The sequence below is a fragment of the Chitinophaga sp. 22620 genome (assembly GCF_052044405.1).
Classification (GTDB): Bacteria; Bacteroidota; Bacteroidia; order Chitinophagales; family Chitinophagaceae; genus Chitinophaga.
This window is the reverse complement of record NZ_JBQEMV010000004.1, coordinates 409,156-427,016: the sequence shown is the minus strand read 5'-3', so window position 1 is coordinate 427,016 and position 17,861 is coordinate 409,156. Positions and strand designations below refer to the sequence as shown.

Here is a 17,861-nt window from a genome sequence, read left to right as displayed (position 1 = left end):
GGGTGCTGATGCTTAAGGGCTTAATTGAAACGCCAGGGAAGCAGGAAATGTTGTGCGGGAATATTCCCTATTTTTGCTGTTGATTAAAAAAGACCAACAATGCGGAAAGGATTTATTATCAGTGCGGTCATCGGGATCATCGGCGCATTCCTTCTTGGGTATTTTGCCAGTCCCTGGTGGTACGTGCTGCTGGCACTGATCATCACGCTCTTTATTATGGGTATCAACGATATGCGGCAAACCAGCCACTCCATCATGCGCACCTACCCGGTGTTTGGCAGGATGCGGTACTGGATGGAAGCCCTCCGCCCCAAAATGTACCAGTATTTCGTAGAATCCGATATAGACGGGCGGCCTATCAACCGCATAGACCGCTCCACTATCTACCAGCGCGCCAAACGCGAAATGGACACCATGCCGTTCGGCACCCAGCTGGACGTGTATGAAGAAGGATATGAATGGATGAGCCACTCCATTTCCCCTAAAGATTTTCACAACCTGGACCATAAGCCCCGCGTGACCATCGGTAATAAAGACTGTAAGCAGCCTTATTCCGCCAGCATCTTCAACGTGTCTGCCATGAGCTTCGGCTCCCTCAGCAGCAACGCCATCGAGGCGCTGAACGCGGGCGCGAAGATCGGCAACTTCGCCCACAACACCGGCGAAGGCGGCCTGAGCCCTTATCACCTCAAACACAGCGGCGACATTATCTGGCAGATCGGCACCGGCTACTTCGGCTGCCGCGACGATGAAGGAAAATTCTCCGATGAGCTGTTCGCCAAAAACGTGGCCGCGCCGCAGATCAAAATGGTGGAACTGAAGCTGTCTCAGGGCGCCAAGCCCGGCCATGGCGGCATTCTTCCGGCCAAAAAGAACACGCCCGAGATCGCGGCCATCCGGCATGTAAAACCCGGCACCACCATTTATTCCCCGCCCTATCACAGCGCTTTCAGCAACCCGAAAGAGCTCGTGCTGTTCCTGCACCGCATGCGCCAGCTGTCCGGCGGCAAACCCGTTGGCTTCAAGCTGTGCATCGGCCGGAAAAGCGAATTCATCGGCATCTGCAAGGCCATGCTGGAGCTGGATATTTACCCGGACTTCATCACGGTAGACGGCGGCGAAGGCGGTACCGGCGCCGCTCCCCAGGAGTTCTCCAATCACGTGGGCGCCCCCCTGCTGGACGGGCTGGCATTCGTGCACAACATGCTCGTAGGTTTCAACATCCGCCAGCATATCAGGATCATCGCTTCCGGGAAGATATTGTCCGGTTTCCACCTGCTGCGCGCCATTGCCCTCGGGGCGGATGCCTGCAACAGCGCCCGCGCCATGATGATGGCCCTGGGCTGCATCCAGGCGCTGCAATGCAATTCCAACAAATGCCCAACCGGCGTAGCCACGCAGGACCCCGCGCTGTCTATCGGCCTCGTGGTAAGCGATAAAAAACAACGCGTGGCCAATTATCATGAAGACACCGTGAAAACCTTCGTGGAGCTTATGGGCGCCGCCGGCATCGACGATTATAAAAAGCTCACCCGCTCGCATATCTACCGCCGTGTATTCATGAACGAAGTGCGCACCTTCGAGGATATTTTTCCGTCGCTGGAGCCCAGCTGCATGATCAGCAACAAGATCCCGGAGAAATACAAACAGGATTACGAAATGGCCCATGCAGACCGCTGGTATTGATAAATCACCGCGCCCGCCTGCAAGCCCCCGGAGGAAGTGGTGCGAACCATGATCGCCATGCAGGCGCAGGATTATGCGCCTGCCCTGCTGAATATCAATCATTTCCCATCCTGCAAAATAACAGCAGCCCACTGCGGTAAGAATATCAAATTAAATTAATATATTTATATTAATAACGTTTGATTACGCATATGAAAGTGAACGAGCGATTCAACTGGGCAGTGGAAATGCTGCATGTGGACCCGGACGACAGGATACTGGAGATCGGGTGCGGGCATGGCATTGCAGTATCCCTCATTGCGCCGCGGTTAAAAAAAGGCTTTATTACGGCCATTGATGTTTCCCCGGCTATGATAGACAAGGCCGTCAAAAAGAACGAAGGATTAAAAGCTTCCTTCATCAACGGTTCATTGATCGATGCCCCGATAAAAGGCCGGCAGTTCGACAAGATCTTCGCCTTTAACGTGAACGTGTTCCACAAAGACGCCGAAAAAGAGCTGGATCTGATCCGGGAGTACCTGGCCCCGCTGGGCGCGCTGTACATTTTTCACCAGCCCCCGCCCACAGACGATATCGAAGTGGCCAGGTCGTTTGCCGACCGTATTGCCGGCGAACTTAAAAAAGGCGGTTACCTCGTGCGGGATGTGCTGTATAAACGTATTTCTCCCAGCCCCTGCGTTTGTATCATCTCCCAGCCCGCCGTTTTGCGGAAACAGGCATCCGCCGTAGCCTGAGACCATTCCCCTTGCTCCAGCGGGAATTTGCCTACCTTTGTACCCTTTAGTACAAGCAGCTGCGCATGAAATTTGAACAATACCGTATTTCGGAAGAATTAAAGAGAAGCCTGGAAGAACTGGGTTTTAAAAGGCCCACAGACATACAATACAAGGCCATTCCCTCCATCCTGAAGGGAGACGATGTGCTGGCCATTGCACAGACCGGCACCGGCAAAACCGCCGCTTTCGCCATTCCCGTTATCCAGCTTTTACAGCAGCAGAGCCGCTCACGCACCAAAGGCGAAGTGAAATGCCTCGTAATGGTGCCTACCCGCGAGCTTGCCATCCAGATATCCGATGTGTTCAGACAGCTCTCGAAATATACCCGCGTAGACATCATGGGCCTTTACGGCGGCGTGGAGCAGGAAGCCCAGATCAAAAAGCTGGATAAAGGCGTGGACGTGCTGATCGCTACGCCCGGCCGCATGTTCGACCTCATCAGCCAGGGCCACCTGGACCTCAGCCATGTGCAAACCCTCATCCTCGACGAAGCGGATCATATGCTGGACCTCGGCTTCATCCGCGATATCCGCGATGTGATCAAACACCTCCCCCGCCACCACCAGACCCTGTTCTTTTCCGCCACTATCGACGAAGAGATCAAGGACCTGGCTTATTCCATCGTGCGCAACGCCATCCGCATCCAGATATCGCCAGACGACCCGGTTTCCAGGAACGTGAACCACGCCGTGGCCTTCGTGGATATGGACGATAAAAGGTTCTTCCTCGAAAGGCTCGTACGCGAATTTCCCGAGAACAAGATACTCGTGTTCGTGCGCACCAAAGTAAGGGCGGAAAGGGTAGCCGCCGCCATGGAACGCGTGGAGATCAAAAGCCTGGTTATGCACGGCGGCAAAGAGCAAACAGACCGCCTGAGCGTGATGAACGAATTCAGGAAAGGCGACGTGCGCATACTGGTCACCACAGACGTGAATGCGCGCGGCATAGATATACCCAACGTGGATTACGTTGTGAATTACGACCTGCCCGAAGAACCCGAGAACTACGTTCACCGCGTGGGCCGCACCGGCCGCGGCGTACAGAAAGGCCAGGCCGTATCGTTCTGCGCCCCTGAAGAAAAACCGATGCTGGATGCGATACAGCAATACATCGGCAAAGAGATACAGGTGATGAAGATCAACAAATCCGATTACCGGGAAACCATCAGCTTCTCAGAAGAAGCGCCCAACGATAACTGGAAGCTGCTCATAGAACAGCATGAAAAAGCCATGAAAGAGGTAAAAAGAAAAAAGAAAAAGAAGTAAATGATTATTTTTATCGGAAGCTACTCCGGATAACATGATCAAAAAACTCTGGTGCTGCCTGCTGGCAGCCGCAACATTCTCCACGTATGCCAACGCACAGGAAAAAGGTACCTGGGTACCACTGTTCAACGGCACAGACATCAGCAACTGGTTCGTCAAGATCCACCATCACCCCGTCGGGGAAAATTACGGCAATACTTTCCGCGTGAAAGACAGCATGATACAGGTTCGTTATGACCAGTACGGCGATTTCAACGACCAGTTTGGCCACCTCTATTTTGAGCAGCCTTACTCCTACTACCATCTTCAGCTGGAATACCGCTTCGTGGGCGAATGGTACAAAAGCGCCCCTTCATACACCATCCTCAACAGCGGCGTGATGTTCCATTCGCAGGACCCGCGTACCATGCCGGTGGAGCAGGACTGGCCTATTTCCATCGAAATGCAGTTCCTGGCCGGCCTTGGCGACGGGCAGCCGCGGCCTACCGGCAACATGTGCTCCCCCGGCACGCACATCGTATACCAGGGCAAGCTGGACACCAGGCATTGCATCAATTCCACTTCCAAAACCTATGAAGGCGACCAGTGGGTAAAGGCGGAGCTGATCGTGCTCGGCGATTCGCTCATCACCCACATCATCAACGGTGATACGGTGCTGCAATACTCCAAACCGCAGATAGGCGGCCCGGTGGCGAACCGCTACGATCCCGCCCAGAAAAAGGACGGCAAGCTGCTCACCTCCGGCTTCATCGCCCTCCAGAGCGAAGGCCAGCCCATCGATTTCAGGAACATCAGGATCATGAACCTCGAAGGGATCGTGAATAAAAAGTAAAATTGATAACCCAGCGTTGACCATTAAAACCCGTCATTGCGAGAAGCGGCGGAGCCAAAGCGGGAGGGGCGACGAAGCAATCTCCTTCATTAAATTGATATACTCCAAATTATTGGCAGATGGCTTCGTCGTGCCTCCTGCACAAAATCCCCCGCTGCTCCTCGCAATGATGGGTCTTTGCAGTGCAAAGGGACGTAAAACGCCCGTCGCACCCGCCTTTTTGCTGTTCTTTTGGAAGCACTATTTATTTATTTTTGAAGACAGCATTCCTGCTGACATACCGCTGTCATAACCCGTTTGGAAATTTGTTTCATCAAACCTACAATTATGAAACACACCATCATTTTCCTGACTATCGCTGTTTTAACATTCACCGCAAACGCGCAACCCAAAAAACCTGACCATATGTTTAATGTAAAACCCTTTAAGATCGATGTGCAGCAACCCGTACTGGACGACCTCCAAAACCGGCTCCACCAGACCCGCTGGCCCGAAACCCCTGAAAACATCGGGTGGAAATACGGCACCGATCCCGTGTTCCTCAAAAGCCTCGTTGGTTACTGGCAAAACGGTTACGACTGGCGTAAGCAGGAAGCCGCCCTCAACAAATTCCCGCAGTTCACCGTGGAGATCGACGGCCTCACCATCCACTTCCAGCACATCAAAGGCAAAGGCTCCAACAACAAGCCCCTGCTGCTTTCTCACGGATGGCCCGATTGTTTTTACCGCTTTTATAAAGCCATTCCGTTATTGACCGAAGGAGAACAAAGTTATGACGTGGTGATCCCTTCCATTCCCGGTTTCGGCTTCTCCAGCCCGGTAGCCATGACCGATGACGGCAACGCGAAGATATTCGCTACGCTGATGAAAGATGTGCTCGGTTACAAGACCTTTTTGGCAGCCGGCGGAGACCTGGGCCAGGGCATTACCAAATCGCTCGCCAACCTTTATCCTGAAAACGTAACGGCCATCCACCTGACTGACGTGGGATATCCCGACGGATCCGAAGATTGGAGCACCATGTCTAAAGCCGAACAGGAATTCGGGCAGTTTATACAGCAATGGTGGTATAAGGAAGGCGCGTACTCCATGCTACATTCCACCAAGCCGCAAACGCAGGCCTATGGCCTGAATGATTCGCCCGCCGGCCTTGCCGCCTGGATCGTGGAAAAGTTCAATACCTGGCGCACGCAGGATGGCACTATCGAAGACCATTTCACGAAAGACGAATTGCTTACCAATATCATGATCTATTGGGTAAGCCAGACGATCAATTCCTCCATGCGCACTTACGCTGTAGATAACCCACAGCAGCTGGCTTCCAGCCGGAAGGTGAATACGCCCACCGGCGTGGCGATATTTCCCGGCGACGCGCCAACGCCGAAAGAATGGGCGGAAAGGAAAGTGAATCTGAAACGTTTTACCATGATGCAGAAAGGCGGGCATTTTGCCGCGCTGGAAGCACCTGAGCTGTGGGTAAACGAACTGAATGCGTTCTTCAGGAGCGATGCGGTAAAGTAAGCAGAACCGAACATAAATAAAAAAGGAAGGCCGTAACCAGACAGCCTTCCTTTTTTTATTCTGCGGACATTTTTATCATGCAACTTTATCCGCCACTTCCACCCGCTGCGCGGCAAAGAACTTCGCCACGTCTTCCCAGGTATCGTACCGGTTATAATCTTCGTAATTCATATTGTGCGGCGCGGTGAACAGCAGGCGTTCGCCTTCAAAATAGCGGAGGTTCTTATCATAGTCGTCGATCATGTAATCCGCTTTCACAATGGTCTTCAGGCCGCAGAATACAATATTCTTCCAGCTGATAAAGGGAAAATGCTCTTTCAGCCAGTCGATCTTTTCGGTAAGCGATTGCGGGAACTCCACTGCGGCAGACACAATGAACACTTCATAATCTTCCATCAGCGACAGGATCACTTCCTGGCTGCCGGGCATTACGGGCGCTGTTCTGAAAAAACCGGGAGTATGTAAAAAATGATGCACGATGCCTTCCTGCGGAAAACCGGTCGTTTCCGGAACACCGTTCAGCTGCTCCTTCATTACCCGTTCGCCGGTGCGTTCAAAATACCAGTCGCAGTAATGCTGGGTCAGGTCTGCCATCACACCGTCCATATCAATTGCGATTCTCTTTTTTGCCATATTCTGCTATTTGATGCAAAGTTATGCAACATTTACGAATATTCCAGCATTAAATCTGCGTTATTTTACCTAAGTTTGCAAGAAATTGCAAGATTATGCTGAAGGAAGAACGCCTGGATTATATCCTCAGGAAGCTGAAAACAGACCAGAAAGTGTTGCAAACGGAGCTGAGCACGGACCTCCAGGTGTCTGAAGATACCGTGCGCCGCGACCTGGAATCCCTCGCCCAAAACGGCCTGCTGATCAAGGTGCGGGGCGGCGCCATTCCCCATTCACCTAACCCGCTCAATTTCAAAGAACGCATCAACCTGCACTCCGACGATAAAGTGAATATGGCCCGCAAAGCGCTGTCGCTGCTGCACGACGGGCAGACCATCATACTGGACGGCGGCACATCCACTCTTTCGCTTGTGAAGCTTTTCCCGCCACAGTTGCGGCTGACCGTTATTACCAACAGCGTGCCCATCGTGATGCAATTGATAGAACATCCGGGAGTGGAAGTGATCTTCACTGGCGGGCGCATATTCAAGGAATCGCAGGTGGCCGGCGGGCTGGATACGATCCAGATGCTGAGGAGGGTACGGGCGGATATTTGTTTTCTCGGCGTATGCAGCCTGCATCCCCTGCTGGGCGTAACGGGTATGGACCTTGAAGAATCAGAGGTAAAAACGACGATGGTGGAATCGGCTCACCGCGTGGCGGCACTGGCCACCGGCGATAAAATGGGGACGGCGGAACCTTACAAAGTTTGCGGCATTACAGATATTGATATCATCGTAACAGACGATCCCACGCTGGATTCCCTGGAAACCTACCGTGAGCTGGGCTTACAGGTGTTATGATTTTTTTTCGACAACAGGCGCCTGTTTTTCAGGGATCACGCCCTTCGATTCCATCTCCACCTGTTCCACCCAAACGGCGTAATCGTTGGGATAGATACGTTCTCCTTTCTTTTGTACATACTGGCGCGTGAACTCCGCGCCGAAATAAAGAATGGCCGCGGAATAATATACCCATATCAGTAATATTACAATTGAACCCGCCGCGCCGTACGTAGTGCCGATACTGCTGTTGCCAAGATATAAGCCCATAGCGGCTTTCCCGAGCATAAACAGCACCGCGGTAGTAATAGCTCCTACCCATACATGTTTCCATCTTACTTTCGCATCCGGAAGCACTTTGAAGATCACCGCAAACAATCCCGCGATGGTGGCAAAGGTGATAACAAGATTTACGGCATATACGGCCACCACCGTCAGGTCAGGAAAGATCTCGCTTAGCCTGGAGAGCATCACTTCAATAACGCCGTGTATCACGAGGCTCACGACCAGCACGAAGCCCAGGCTCACCACCATGGAGAATGACAATAATCTCGTCAGCAATATTTTGATGAGCCCCCTTCCCTTCCGCGGCTTGGTTTTCAGCCGCCAGATGAGGTTGATGGAATCCTGTATTTCCGTGAACACGCCGGTAGCACCGATAAAAAGCGTGATAAAACCGATGATGGTGGACCAGCCCAGGTCCGATGAAAGCGCCGAGTTGCGTACGATCTCCTGCACCTGCGTGGCCGCTGCGGGCCCCAGCAATCCGTTCAGCTCGCCGTAGAGATTGCCTTCCAGCGCTTCCCTCCCCAGGAAAATATCGCTGAAGAACAGCACGATGATAAGCATCGGCGCAATGGAAAAAACGGTCGAATAAGCCAGGGAAGCACTTAATTTCAGCACCTTATCGTCGATAAAGTCCGATCCGGCGCATTTGAACAGCTCCCACCAGTGTTTCAGGAAGAACGGCTTTTTCATAGGGTAGTTAACACAAAAACGAGGCCATCCGCCTAAAAAAACAACCGTCCCCTGAAGAGGACGGTTTGTTTTTGTTCACTGTATATCAAATCAGGATTCAACTATAGATATGATCAGTTGCCCTGCCCGAAAGCCGGGCTGTTCTTATCGAACCATAAACGTTGTGTGCTGAGTGCGGGCACGCCCCTGTCTCCCGGGCTAAAACCCTGCGCCTGCTGCGCGCTCTGCCAGTTGGCATTGTTGGTGCCCAGCGGCGGTTCATCCAGCGGGTACCTGCGCGGGATGGGCTCGTTCCATGCATTGCGCGGGTAATAGGCTGAATTATTTTTCGGGTAACCGGTTCTGCGCACAAAGGTGAATGCCTCGTTCGCCAGCCGGTAGAAATTCAGGTACTGCTGGATATAAATGCGCTCCAGGTTGTTCACCCCGTTGAATTTCACGTTGGGATGCGCGAGGTAAGCCGCGATCTGCGCTTCGCCATCGCCGGTAAGCCCGACGGTGGATTCCGCTGCCAGCGCGATCTTGTTCATCGTGCGGATGGAGCTGGTAATGCCCTTGTTATACCATTGCTCGGCGGTGCCTTTTGTATCGAAACCAACGCCGTAACCTTTCTGGATAAACTCAGCGATGTAAAAGGCGGTCTCGGCTTCAGTCACCATATAATCAAGCATGCGGCCGGAAGTATTGGTGCCGTAACGCGGCGCGAAGAACTTTTTGTTGATGTTGCCGATGAGCCGCCATCTGCTCCAGTCGCTCACGTTGAAGCTGTTCTTGTACCAGTTGGCGGTGGCAGGGTCCGTCGTCCAGTCTGCCGGGCCTCCCTGGAACCTTACCAGCGGGTCGTTCGGGTTGATGAAAGCGGGAAGGGTTCTGCCATACTTCGTTAGCGTATCCCTGAAGGAGCCCACAAGATCGTTGGGACTGAAGTAGATGAGTAACCGCGGGTCGTTGGTGGATTTGAGGAAGTTGATGATGGACGATGTGCCGAAGCGCGGGCTGCGGTAATCGATATCATTCCCGATCGGGTTCCACTGTGGCCTGTCGTACACAAATTGGGCAAGATCGTTGTCGATGGGCCCGATGGGGTCTTCCATCACTTCCCTGAATACACGTTTGGCCACGTTCACGTCCGCTCTTTCGTAACGCACTGCTATACGCAGCTTGAGGGTATTGGCCAGCTTGATCCAGTTATTCCATTCGTTTCTGTAGTAGAAGTCCGCGCTGCCGAAATTCAGCTGCCCGGTGGGTGATTCGGCCAGGGAGTCGATAGCGTCGGTGAGTTCCGCCAGCCAGGTATCGAACAATACTTTCTGCTCGTCGTACACGGGCCTGAAGTTCTCTTCCGTTCTGCCTTTGATGGCTTCTGTGTACGGAATGGAACCGTTCATATCCGTGGTTTTGAGCGCTTGCAGGATGCCGGCAATATAGGTCACAGCGCGGATGTTGCGGTAACGCGGGCGTTCAGGCCGCATGTCCACCTGCCGGCGGATCTCCACGAGGTTGGGCAGTACGTTGTTGTACAACACGCGGTAGCGGGAATTGATGTTCGTGCTCAGCTCATACGGGTCTGTAGTGAGGTGCTGGCTGAAACGCAGCAGCTGCTCCAGGTTCTCCCATATCCATTCGGTGCCCTGGTAGGATTCGATATTGTCCATGGAGTAAGCGAACAGCGAATTCACATCCGGCACGGTCACCACGCTGGGATCGGTGTTCAGCTCGCCAAAATCCTTTTTACAGGAAACGGCGGCAAAAACTGTTGTGCAGATGAAGAGTGTATATATCGTTAACTTTTTCATGTTGCTTCGTTTAGTATGACCGTTAAAATCCTGCGCGGATCGTGAATACGAATGAGCGCATCATCGGCGGCACAAATCCTTCTTCTTTATTTACGCTGGTTCTGTTCGAATTATTGGAAGCCGGGTTGATGTTGTTCGGCAGTGAATTGTAGATGTAGAACAGGTCGCGGCCGATCAGGCTCACACCCAGGTTGTTCAGGTGCAGCTTTGATGCGATCGTGGAAGGCAGCGTATAATTCAGGGCCACCTGCCGCACGCTGATCCAGGAATTTTTAACGACCCAGTAATCGCCCACCGCAGTGGAGAAGGAACCGTAACGGTAATTGTACTGCGGAAGGTGCGTAGGTTCTACATATCCTTTTTCATAAGCTTCCCTGAAACTCATGCCGCTCACGTCCACATCGGTACCGTCCGGCTGCCTGATCATCTGGCCGTTGTCGAATACGCCGTCGGGAATAATGCCATCGTCGTAAGAACCGCCGTCGTCATTGTATTTGCTGGTCCATGAAATACCGCCGTGGGCTGCATCGCGGCCCTGCAGGGAAGATTTGAAGATGCCGGTGTGCGTGCCGTAGCGTAAAGTGTGCATCACCATATCCCCACCGATCTTGGCGTCTATCAATACATTCAGCGAAAGGCTCTTGTAACGGAAGGTATTGTCCCAGCTGCCACGGAAATCAGGGTTGATATCCCCCACGTCAGCCCATTCGTTGCTGCGTTTGGGGAAGGCCGCGCGTGCGTCGGAACGCCAGTCCAGCACCACTTTCCCGTTGTTCGGATGATCTACGGGTTTGCCGCTGCCGTCTACCGCCTGGTATTTTTTGGAGCTGATGCGCGTACGGATCACGCCGTAAGCGCCGCCTACCTTGGCATAAGGGATCTGGTCGTTGCCGCCGAGACCTTCTTCATCCAATGCATAATATTCAACATCACGGTAAAGTTCTATGATCTTATTACGGTTACGGGTATACGTGAAAACGGTATTCCAGTCGAAGTTCTTTCCTTTAACGGGAGTCGCGTTCAGCGCTATTTCCACACCTGAGTTCTGGATATTGCCGGCGTTGATCAGCTGGCTGTTCACACCGGATTCAGGCGCCGCGGGTATCTTGATGCCCTGGTTAAATGTATTGTCGCGGTAAATTGTCGCGTCGATGCCCAGGCGGTCGTTCAGGAAGCGGAGGTCAAGACCGCCTTCTATGGCCCGTTTCCGGAGGGGCTTGATGTCTTTGTCCACCACGAAGGTTTGCCCGTTCTCATCCACGAATGTCAGCATCGGGATGTTGCCGTTCAGCGCCTGTGTAAACCCTCTCAGCTTAAAGCCGGGGTTGATCAGGAAAGGATTGAGGCCGCCGCCCAGCCACGCGATGTTGCCGCGCAGCTTACCGAAGGAAATGAAGGACGGGAGCTTGAAGGATTCGGTGAATATCCAGGAAAGGCTCACGGCCGGGTAATTGTAGAAGTTGTTACCGGTCCCATCGGTATAAGTGAGTGCCGACGACCAGTCTCCGCGCCAGGTGGCCTGCATGAACAGCCTGTCCTTATAGGCAAGGTCCGCGCTGGCGTAAATGGAGTTGATGGTTTGTCTCGGACGCTCGCCCCCGTTCACTATCTGCGGTTTCTGCGAGTTCGCCAGGAAGTAGTTGTCAGGGAATATCAGGCCGCCATCGGTCTGCGACTGGTTGTAGCTCTGGTTATAACGCTGCGTTTCCCCGCCTACGTAGCCGTTCAGCGAAAGGTCCTTGGTCAGCTGTTTGGTCACCAGTCCCATCCACTTCAGGAAATAGCTTTTTTTGACGGCGTGGCTGAGCGAGTAGAAGCCGCCGGAAGTATTGTCTGAGCCGGTAAAGTTAAAGCCCTGCCCCAGCTCCTTGCTTTCGTTCTTGATGTTGATATTGCTGAAGTTCCCTTCCAGCTGCAGCCTCAGCCACTTGCTTAGTGTAGCCGTAACAGTAAGGCGGCCGCGGAACATCTGCTCATCCTGCAGGTAATCGTTCTCGAAAATGCGGAACCAGTAATCGGCACCGGGCACAAAGTTGGTCTCGTTTGCATCGTATACTTTCGGAACGCCTCCCAGCAGGCTGGTGTATTTGCTGCGCTGCATCCAGTATTTCGTGTCGTAGTTGCGCGGGAAGATCCAGATGAAGTTGTTCAGGCCCAGCTGCGGGGGATTTTCACCGTCAATGGACGTGTAGTCCGCTCCCGCATCCAGGGTGATAAAGCTGGTAAGGTTATGGGTGGCGCGCAGGGAGAAGGCGTTCTTCATCATCTTGTTGCGGAAGTTGATGCCTTCCGCGTCGTTGCGGGAATATGACAGGCGGAAGGTGGATTTATCCGTGGCCCCGTCTACAGACACATTGGTGAGGAAGCCCACACCGGTCTGGAACGCGTCCAGGTAGTTGTTCGGCGCGGCTTTGTATTCCGTCCAGGTGCCGTCGTAGTTCAGCACGCGCTGGTTGGCGAAGCGCGGGCCCCAGTTTTCCAGTTCTCGGTTCTTCTGGGGATCAATATATGGCTCGCCGTTGGCGTTGGTAGGAAATACCTTGGTCTGCCATCTTTCGTTGTCTTTATAGCCCGGGTCGCGGGTGTCCGTAAAAAACGCGCCCACGGTGCCGCCGCCGTATTCGTTCTGGAAATCGGGCCCGGCGTATGGTTGCTGGATGTTTACGGATTGGGAAACGGATACGCCCCATCCTTTACGGGTGCGGCCTTTTTTGGTGGTGATCAGCACTACGCCGTTGATGGCGCGGGAGCCGTACAACGCGGCGGCGGCGGAGCCTTTGAGCACGGAAACGCTTTCAAACTCTTCCATATTCAGGTTCTTCAGGTCGTTCCCGAAATCCCGGCCTTTGCCGTCGAATGCATCGTTGTCCAGGATCACCCCGTCTATCACGAAAATAGGCTGGTTGTTGGTGCTCAGCGTAGAGTTGCCGCGTATCAGGATGCGCGAGTTGCCGAAGAGGCCGCCTGAACCCTGGTCTATATTGATCCCCGCAGCCTTGCCCTGCAAAGCGTTGATCGGGTTCACCTCGTTGGTGGCCGCCAGTTCGGCGCCTTTCACTTCCGTCACAGAAAAGCCCAGCGAACGTTTTTCTTTCCGCACACCCAGCGCCGTTACCACCACTTCGGATAACTCTTTGCTGGATTCCTGCAGCACCACATCGTATACACTGCCGCTGCCTACCACCACTTCCTGCGTGGCGAAGCCAATGGCGGTGAACACAAGGGTGGCGCCTTCGTCGGCATCCAGCTCAAAACGCCCGTCCGCATTCGTAACGGCCCCTTTGGCGGTGCCTTTAACAGTTACGGTTACACCGGGAATGCTGGTACCGTCCGCCGCTTTCACCGCACCGGTCACCTTTTTGAAAAGGGCCTGGCCGATGGCGCGCGTGCTGATCACCATTTTCATCCCGTCCTTTTGGATGATGATCTGGTTGCCTACGGCTTCATAGCTCACCTGGTAAGGGGACAGCAGCACTTCCAGCACATCGCCAAGGCGTTTGTCCTTAACGTCGATGCTGACTTTGTTGTTGAGCGGGATGGTTTGCGTGGCATAGGCAAATTTGACTGCGGCGGCCTGTTCTATTTTTGCCAGCACATTCTTCAGTCCTTTGTTGGACATGGACAGCGATATTTTCTTGTCCAGCACCCCTGCTGCATAACGCCCGCCGGCGGAGGCTGGCATGCTTGCAACGAGGCATAGGAAGGACAACAACAGCGCTACCCTGATCTTTAACAAGAAGGTATTCATACGCGTACTATTTTGGTTGACAGTAAAGTAAATTCCCGAACTAAAGACCGGCCGAATTCCCACATCCCGGGCCGGTTATCCGCACAACATCTTCATCTACCTCGTATGTTGCGCTCAGCACTTTGGTCAATATGTCTAATTTATCGTACATCGATCCCTCGTCCAGGGCGATCGTGATCTTGCATTTTGAGAATTGTTCGCGGTTGTACTCAAACTCCACGCCATAGATGCGGGTGAGCACGCCGATGATCTCGTCCATGGAAGCTTCGTCGTAAAACATCGTTTCCCAGGCCGGAACGGGGTTTGCCAGCAATGCGGGCGCGGGTGCAGCGGTCTTTTCCAGCCGGTTCTGCTTCACGTTGTACACGGCCTGTTCGTTCATTTCCAGGATGCAGGTCTTCTCTTCTTTATCCTTTTCCAGTCTTACCACGGCCACTTTACCGGAGCGGACGGATACTACCACGTCGTCCTGCGCCGCCACCCTGAAGCTGGTGCCCAATACTTTTGTCACGATCCCGCCGCTCAGCACCGAAAAGGGCTTGGCTGCGTCGGGCGTTATTTCAAAGAAGGCTTCTCCTTCCAATGTTACTTCCCTTTTTCGTTTGCCCAGCAAGCTATGGTATTTTAGTTTGGCTCCCGGGTTGAGGGTGACGCGCGAACCGTCTACCAGGTAGACTGTTTTAAGCGTATTGCCCGTGTTCTGCACAGATATGTCTGCGTTCCCCGTCCGGGCCATCAGGAAGCCGTTCTCATTCACGATAGTGCTGGTTTTGTTGAGGCTGAGCGCATACCAGCCCCCGGCGAGGCCCAGCAGCACCAGAATGGCGGCTGCGGCGGCGTAACGCCTGTACCAGGGCAGGCGGGGCTGAAGCGCTTCCTGCATATCTTCCCATATCTGCTCAGCCAGGTCGTGGCTGCTCACGGCTTCATGCTCCGTTTCGTGGATCGTCCTGATCACCTCGCGGGAACGCTCTACCAGCGCCTGACGGTCAGGATGTTCGTTCATCCATTCCTGCCAGTAGGCATGGCCTTTTTCGTCTGGTTGCAGCACCCAGCGTACAAATTCATCATTCTGCAATAATGCTTCCAGTTCCTGTTGCGAATACGACATACGGACTTAAAATTATGCGCGGTTAATTACAAGTGTACCGGGGAGCGTTCCGATACTCACTTTTTGGAAATTTTTTTTCAGAATAAGCCAAACAATGTAAAGATGAGCCCGGGACCCAGCATTTCCCTTAGCTGAACAATGGCCCGGTGCAAAAGGTTCACGGCAGACTGGTAGTTCACGGCCATGATCTCCGCCGCTTCTTCCGTGGTGCAGCCGTGGTAAAACCGGAGGTTGATAATTTCCTGCTGGCGGCCGGGCAGGCGGCCGAGGGCATGGCGGATGCGTTCACGGCGCTGCTGTTCGCTTTCAGCTTCCAGGCGGTGCTGTTCGGCATTGTCAGGGTCCGCCTGGTCGGGTAGTTCGGAATAATAACGTGTTTTTACTTTGGCGTTCCGCAGCAGTTTATAACGGAGCGCCTTCAGGAGGTAGCCCCTCACTGACCGGACAGATTGTAGTTGCGTTCTGGAGCGCCATAGCTCCACGAATAGATCCTGGATCACATCTTTGACCACCTGCTGTTCGCCACTGACCCGCATTCCGTAGGCTATGAGCGGTTGTATATGCTGGTGGTACAACTGCGCAAATGCATCCCGGTCCCCTTTCCTGAAATCCTCCCAGGCCGGATCGCCGGCAGAAGGTGTTTTATCATGTTGCGGCATGCTTGTTCGGCTGCTTTCTTGCAGAAAGGTAGGGATATTTTCGCAGAACTTTAACAATAGAATGACCCGTGATAATTTGAACCTATTTAATTTTGCACAATCTAATTTACTACAATGGATCATTTAAAATTCGATCACCAGGTATGTTTCCCCCTGTACGTTCTTTCCCGGCAGGTGACCGCCCATTACAGGCCACTGCTGGAGAAACTGGACCTTACCTATCCGCAGTACCTCGTGCTGCTCCTGCTTTGGGAACACAAGCTGCAGACAGTAAAGGAACTGGGTGAAAAGCTTTGCCTGGACAGCGGTACGCTCACCCCCCTGCTGAAACGCCTGGAGAAAAAAGGCCTTCTCACCCGCTACCGTTGCAAGTCGGACGAGCGCGTGGTGGAGATCGTGGTGAGCCCCGAAGGCATGAACCTCCGCAAAAAAGCGCAGAAGATCCCCCAGCAGCTGCAAGCCAGCCTCAACCTGGACGATAAAGAACGGGAAAGCCTGCACAAACAGCTGCAACGCCTGATGGATAAAATAAAACCGCTCCAGGCGCCTGCCGGAGAAGAGTAATTTCTGATCAAATAACTAATCAAAATATCTTACCATGGTCAAAGTATTGTATACCGCCACAGCAACCGCCACCGGCGGGCGCGACGGGCAAGTGTCTACCAGCGACGGCATTCTGAATGTAAAGACCGCTACCCCCAAAGAGCTTGGCGGCCCCGGCGGAGCATTTACCAATCCCGAGCAACTGTTCGCCGCGGGCTACTCCGCCTGCTTCGACAGTGCGCTGAACCTCGTGATCCGGAAATCGAAAACAGCCACCGGCATTACCGCCGTAACCGCGCACGTGGGCCTTGGCACCAACGGCGAAGGCGGATACGGGCTCGCCGTAACGCTGGACGTACTGGTGCCCGGCACCGACCAGGCCACCGCCGAAGAGCTGGTAGCCAAAGCACACCAGGTGTGCCCATATTCCAATGCAACGAGAAATAATGTTGAAGTGACAATTAACACGCGCGTATCATGAAAAAAGTAAAACAGATCACACTGGCAGCCCGGCCCAAAGGCATGCCGGACGCATCCATTTTCCGCTTCGATGAAGTGAACCTGCCGGAAATCAAAGAAGGAGACCTGCACCTGAAAGGGCTTTATTATTCTGTAGACCCTTACATGCGCGGCAGGATGAACGATGTGAAGAGCTATGTTGCGCCCTTTAAAGTGGATCATGCGCTGGAAGGCGGCGTGGTGGCGGAAGTGCTGGAGAGTAAAGACGGCGCCTTCGCCCCCGGCGACCTGGTGCTGGGCCCATACATTCCCTGGGCTACGGAAATGGTGGTGCCCGCCTCCGCCGTTAAAAAGATAGATGCCGGCCTGGCCCCTCCCAGCTATTTCCTGGGTGTGCTGGGCATGCCGGGCTTAACGGCTTATTTCGGCCTGCTGGATATCGGTAAACCCAAACCAGGCGAAACCCTCGTCGTATCCGGCGCCGCGGGAGCGGTTGGCCTGGTGGTGGGCCAGCTGGGCAAGCAGCTGGGTTGCCGCGTGGTAGGCATTGCCGGCTCTGAAGAAAAAGTGAAGATGCTCCGGGAAGAATACGGCTTCGATGAAGCGCTCAATTACAACACCCCGGACCTTGCCGCACAGATCGCCAAAGCCTGTCCCGACGGCGTGGACATCTATTTTGACAATGTAGGCGGCGAAGTGACGGACGCGGTGGTGCCCAATCTCAACTTCTTTGCGAGGATACCGCTCTGCGGGCAGATATCGTCCTATAATAACACGGAACCGCCGGTGGGCCCGCGCATCCAGCCCACTATGCTCACGAGAAGCATCATCATGCAGGGTTTCATTGTGCGGAACTACGGCGGCCGTTACGCGGAAGGCATTCAGTACCTGGCGCCGCTGGTGAAAACAGGGAAGATCAAATTCACGGAAACCGTTACAGAAGGGTTTGAGAAGATACCCGAAGCCTTGCTGGGATTGTTTTCCGGGAAGAATACCGGGAAGATGATCGTGAAAGTATAAATAAACGAAGAGG

General features: G+C 53.6%; 16 protein-coding genes. 10 read left to right on the top strand and 6 right to left on the bottom strand.

The genetic code is table 11. The annotated features are described in order from the left end of the window. Positions 1–99 precede the first annotated feature (99 nt). The 6 genes from ACTJIK_RS21090 to ACTJIK_RS21065 all read left to right on the top strand — a co-directional run bounded on the left by ACTJIK_RS21090 (position 100) and on the right by ACTJIK_RS21065 (position 6,080). Entirely contained in the window at positions 100–1,686 is a 1,587-nt protein-coding gene (locus ACTJIK_RS21090; protein WP_440649519.1) for an FMN-binding glutamate synthase family protein, read from the top strand. 191 nt (positions 1,687–1,877) lie between these two features. Further along, the gene (locus ACTJIK_RS21085; protein WP_440649518.1) at positions 1,878–2,420 is read left to right on the top strand and encodes a class I SAM-dependent methyltransferase; all 543 of its coding nucleotides are present in this window, start codon (positions 1,878–1,880) and stop codon (positions 2,418–2,420) included. 65 nt (positions 2,421–2,485) lie between these two features. After that, positions 2,486–3,727 carry a DEAD/DEAH box helicase gene (locus ACTJIK_RS21080; RefSeq protein ID WP_440649517.1) on the top strand — a complete coding sequence of 414 codons (1,242 nt, stop codon included), beginning with the start codon at positions 2,486–2,488 and terminating at the stop codon, positions 3,725–3,727. Between the two features lie 34 nt (positions 3,728–3,761). Next, entirely contained in the window at positions 3,762–4,559 is a 798-nt protein-coding gene (locus ACTJIK_RS21075) for a 3-keto-disaccharide hydrolase (RefSeq protein WP_440649516.1), read from the top strand. A gap of 16 nt (positions 4,560–4,575) precedes the next feature. After that, positions 4,576–4,851 carry a hypothetical protein gene (locus ACTJIK_RS21070; protein WP_440649515.1) on the top strand — a complete coding sequence of 92 codons (276 nt, stop codon included), beginning with the start codon at positions 4,576–4,578 and terminating at the stop codon, positions 4,849–4,851. Positions 4,852–4,886: 35 nt separating this feature from the next. Beyond that, the gene (locus ACTJIK_RS21065) at positions 4,887–6,080 is read left to right on the top strand and encodes an epoxide hydrolase family protein (protein WP_440649514.1); all 1,194 of its coding nucleotides are present in this window, start codon (positions 4,887–4,889) and stop codon (positions 6,078–6,080) included. A 75-nt stretch (positions 6,081–6,155) separates the two neighbouring features. On the opposite strand, the gene ACTJIK_RS21060 is transcribed toward ACTJIK_RS21065, so the two are convergent. Continuing rightward, a complete protein-coding gene (locus ACTJIK_RS21060) occupies positions 6,156–6,713 on the bottom strand; it encodes a 5' nucleotidase, NT5C type (protein ID WP_440649513.1) in 558 nt (185 codons plus the stop codon). 95 nt (positions 6,714–6,808) lie between these two features. Between ACTJIK_RS21060 and ACTJIK_RS21055 the strand changes: the two genes are divergently transcribed. Continuing rightward, positions 6,809–7,555, top strand: coding sequence for a DeoR/GlpR family DNA-binding transcription regulator (locus ACTJIK_RS21055; protein WP_440649512.1), 747 nt, complete (start codon positions 6,809–6,811; stop codon positions 7,553–7,555). On the opposite strand, the gene ACTJIK_RS21050 is transcribed toward ACTJIK_RS21055, so the two are convergent. The 5 genes from ACTJIK_RS21050 to ACTJIK_RS21030 form a co-directional block, all read right to left on the bottom strand. Further along, complete coding sequence (locus ACTJIK_RS21050; RefSeq protein ID WP_440649511.1) at positions 7,550–8,512, bottom strand: YihY/virulence factor BrkB family protein; 963 nt, start codon at positions 8,510–8,512, stop codon at positions 7,550–7,552. The genes ACTJIK_RS21055 and ACTJIK_RS21050 overlap by 6 nt on opposite strands. A gap of 113 nt (positions 8,513–8,625) precedes the next feature. Next, on the bottom strand, positions 8,626–10,308 hold the full coding sequence (locus ACTJIK_RS21045; protein ID WP_440649510.1) for a SusD/RagB family nutrient-binding outer membrane lipoprotein: 1,683 nt from the start codon (positions 10,306–10,308) through the stop codon (positions 8,626–8,628). 22 nt (positions 10,309–10,330) lie between these two features. Then, a complete protein-coding gene (locus ACTJIK_RS21040; protein WP_440649509.1) occupies positions 10,331–14,056 on the bottom strand; it encodes a SusC/RagA family TonB-linked outer membrane protein in 3,726 nt (1,241 codons plus the stop codon). Positions 14,057–14,096: 40 nt separating this feature from the next. Further along, complete coding sequence (locus ACTJIK_RS21035) at positions 14,097–15,167, bottom strand: FecR family protein (protein WP_440649508.1); 1,071 nt, start codon at positions 15,165–15,167, stop codon at positions 14,097–14,099. A gap of 77 nt (positions 15,168–15,244) precedes the next feature. Continuing rightward, entirely contained in the window at positions 15,245–15,826 is a 582-nt protein-coding gene (locus ACTJIK_RS21030) for an RNA polymerase sigma factor (RefSeq protein ID WP_440649507.1), read from the bottom strand. Positions 15,827–15,940: 114 nt separating this feature from the next. On the opposite strand from ACTJIK_RS21030, the gene ACTJIK_RS21025 reads away from it, so the two are divergent. The 3 genes from ACTJIK_RS21025 to ACTJIK_RS21015 are packed head-to-tail and all read left to right on the top strand — an operon-like array spanning position 15,941 to position 17,848. Beyond that, a complete protein-coding gene (locus ACTJIK_RS21025; RefSeq protein WP_440649506.1) occupies positions 15,941–16,390 on the top strand; it encodes a MarR family winged helix-turn-helix transcriptional regulator in 450 nt (149 codons plus the stop codon). 34 nt (positions 16,391–16,424) lie between these two features. Then, a complete protein-coding gene (locus tag ACTJIK_RS21020; protein WP_440649505.1) occupies positions 16,425–16,850 on the top strand; it encodes an organic hydroperoxide resistance protein in 426 nt (141 codons plus the stop codon). Beyond that, positions 16,847–17,848 carry an NADP-dependent oxidoreductase gene (locus ACTJIK_RS21015; protein WP_440649504.1) on the top strand — a complete coding sequence of 334 codons (1,002 nt, stop codon included), beginning with the start codon at positions 16,847–16,849 and terminating at the stop codon, positions 17,846–17,848. Before ACTJIK_RS21020 ends, ACTJIK_RS21015 begins: the two co-directional genes overlap by 4 nt. Positions 17,849–17,861 lie beyond the last annotated feature (13 nt).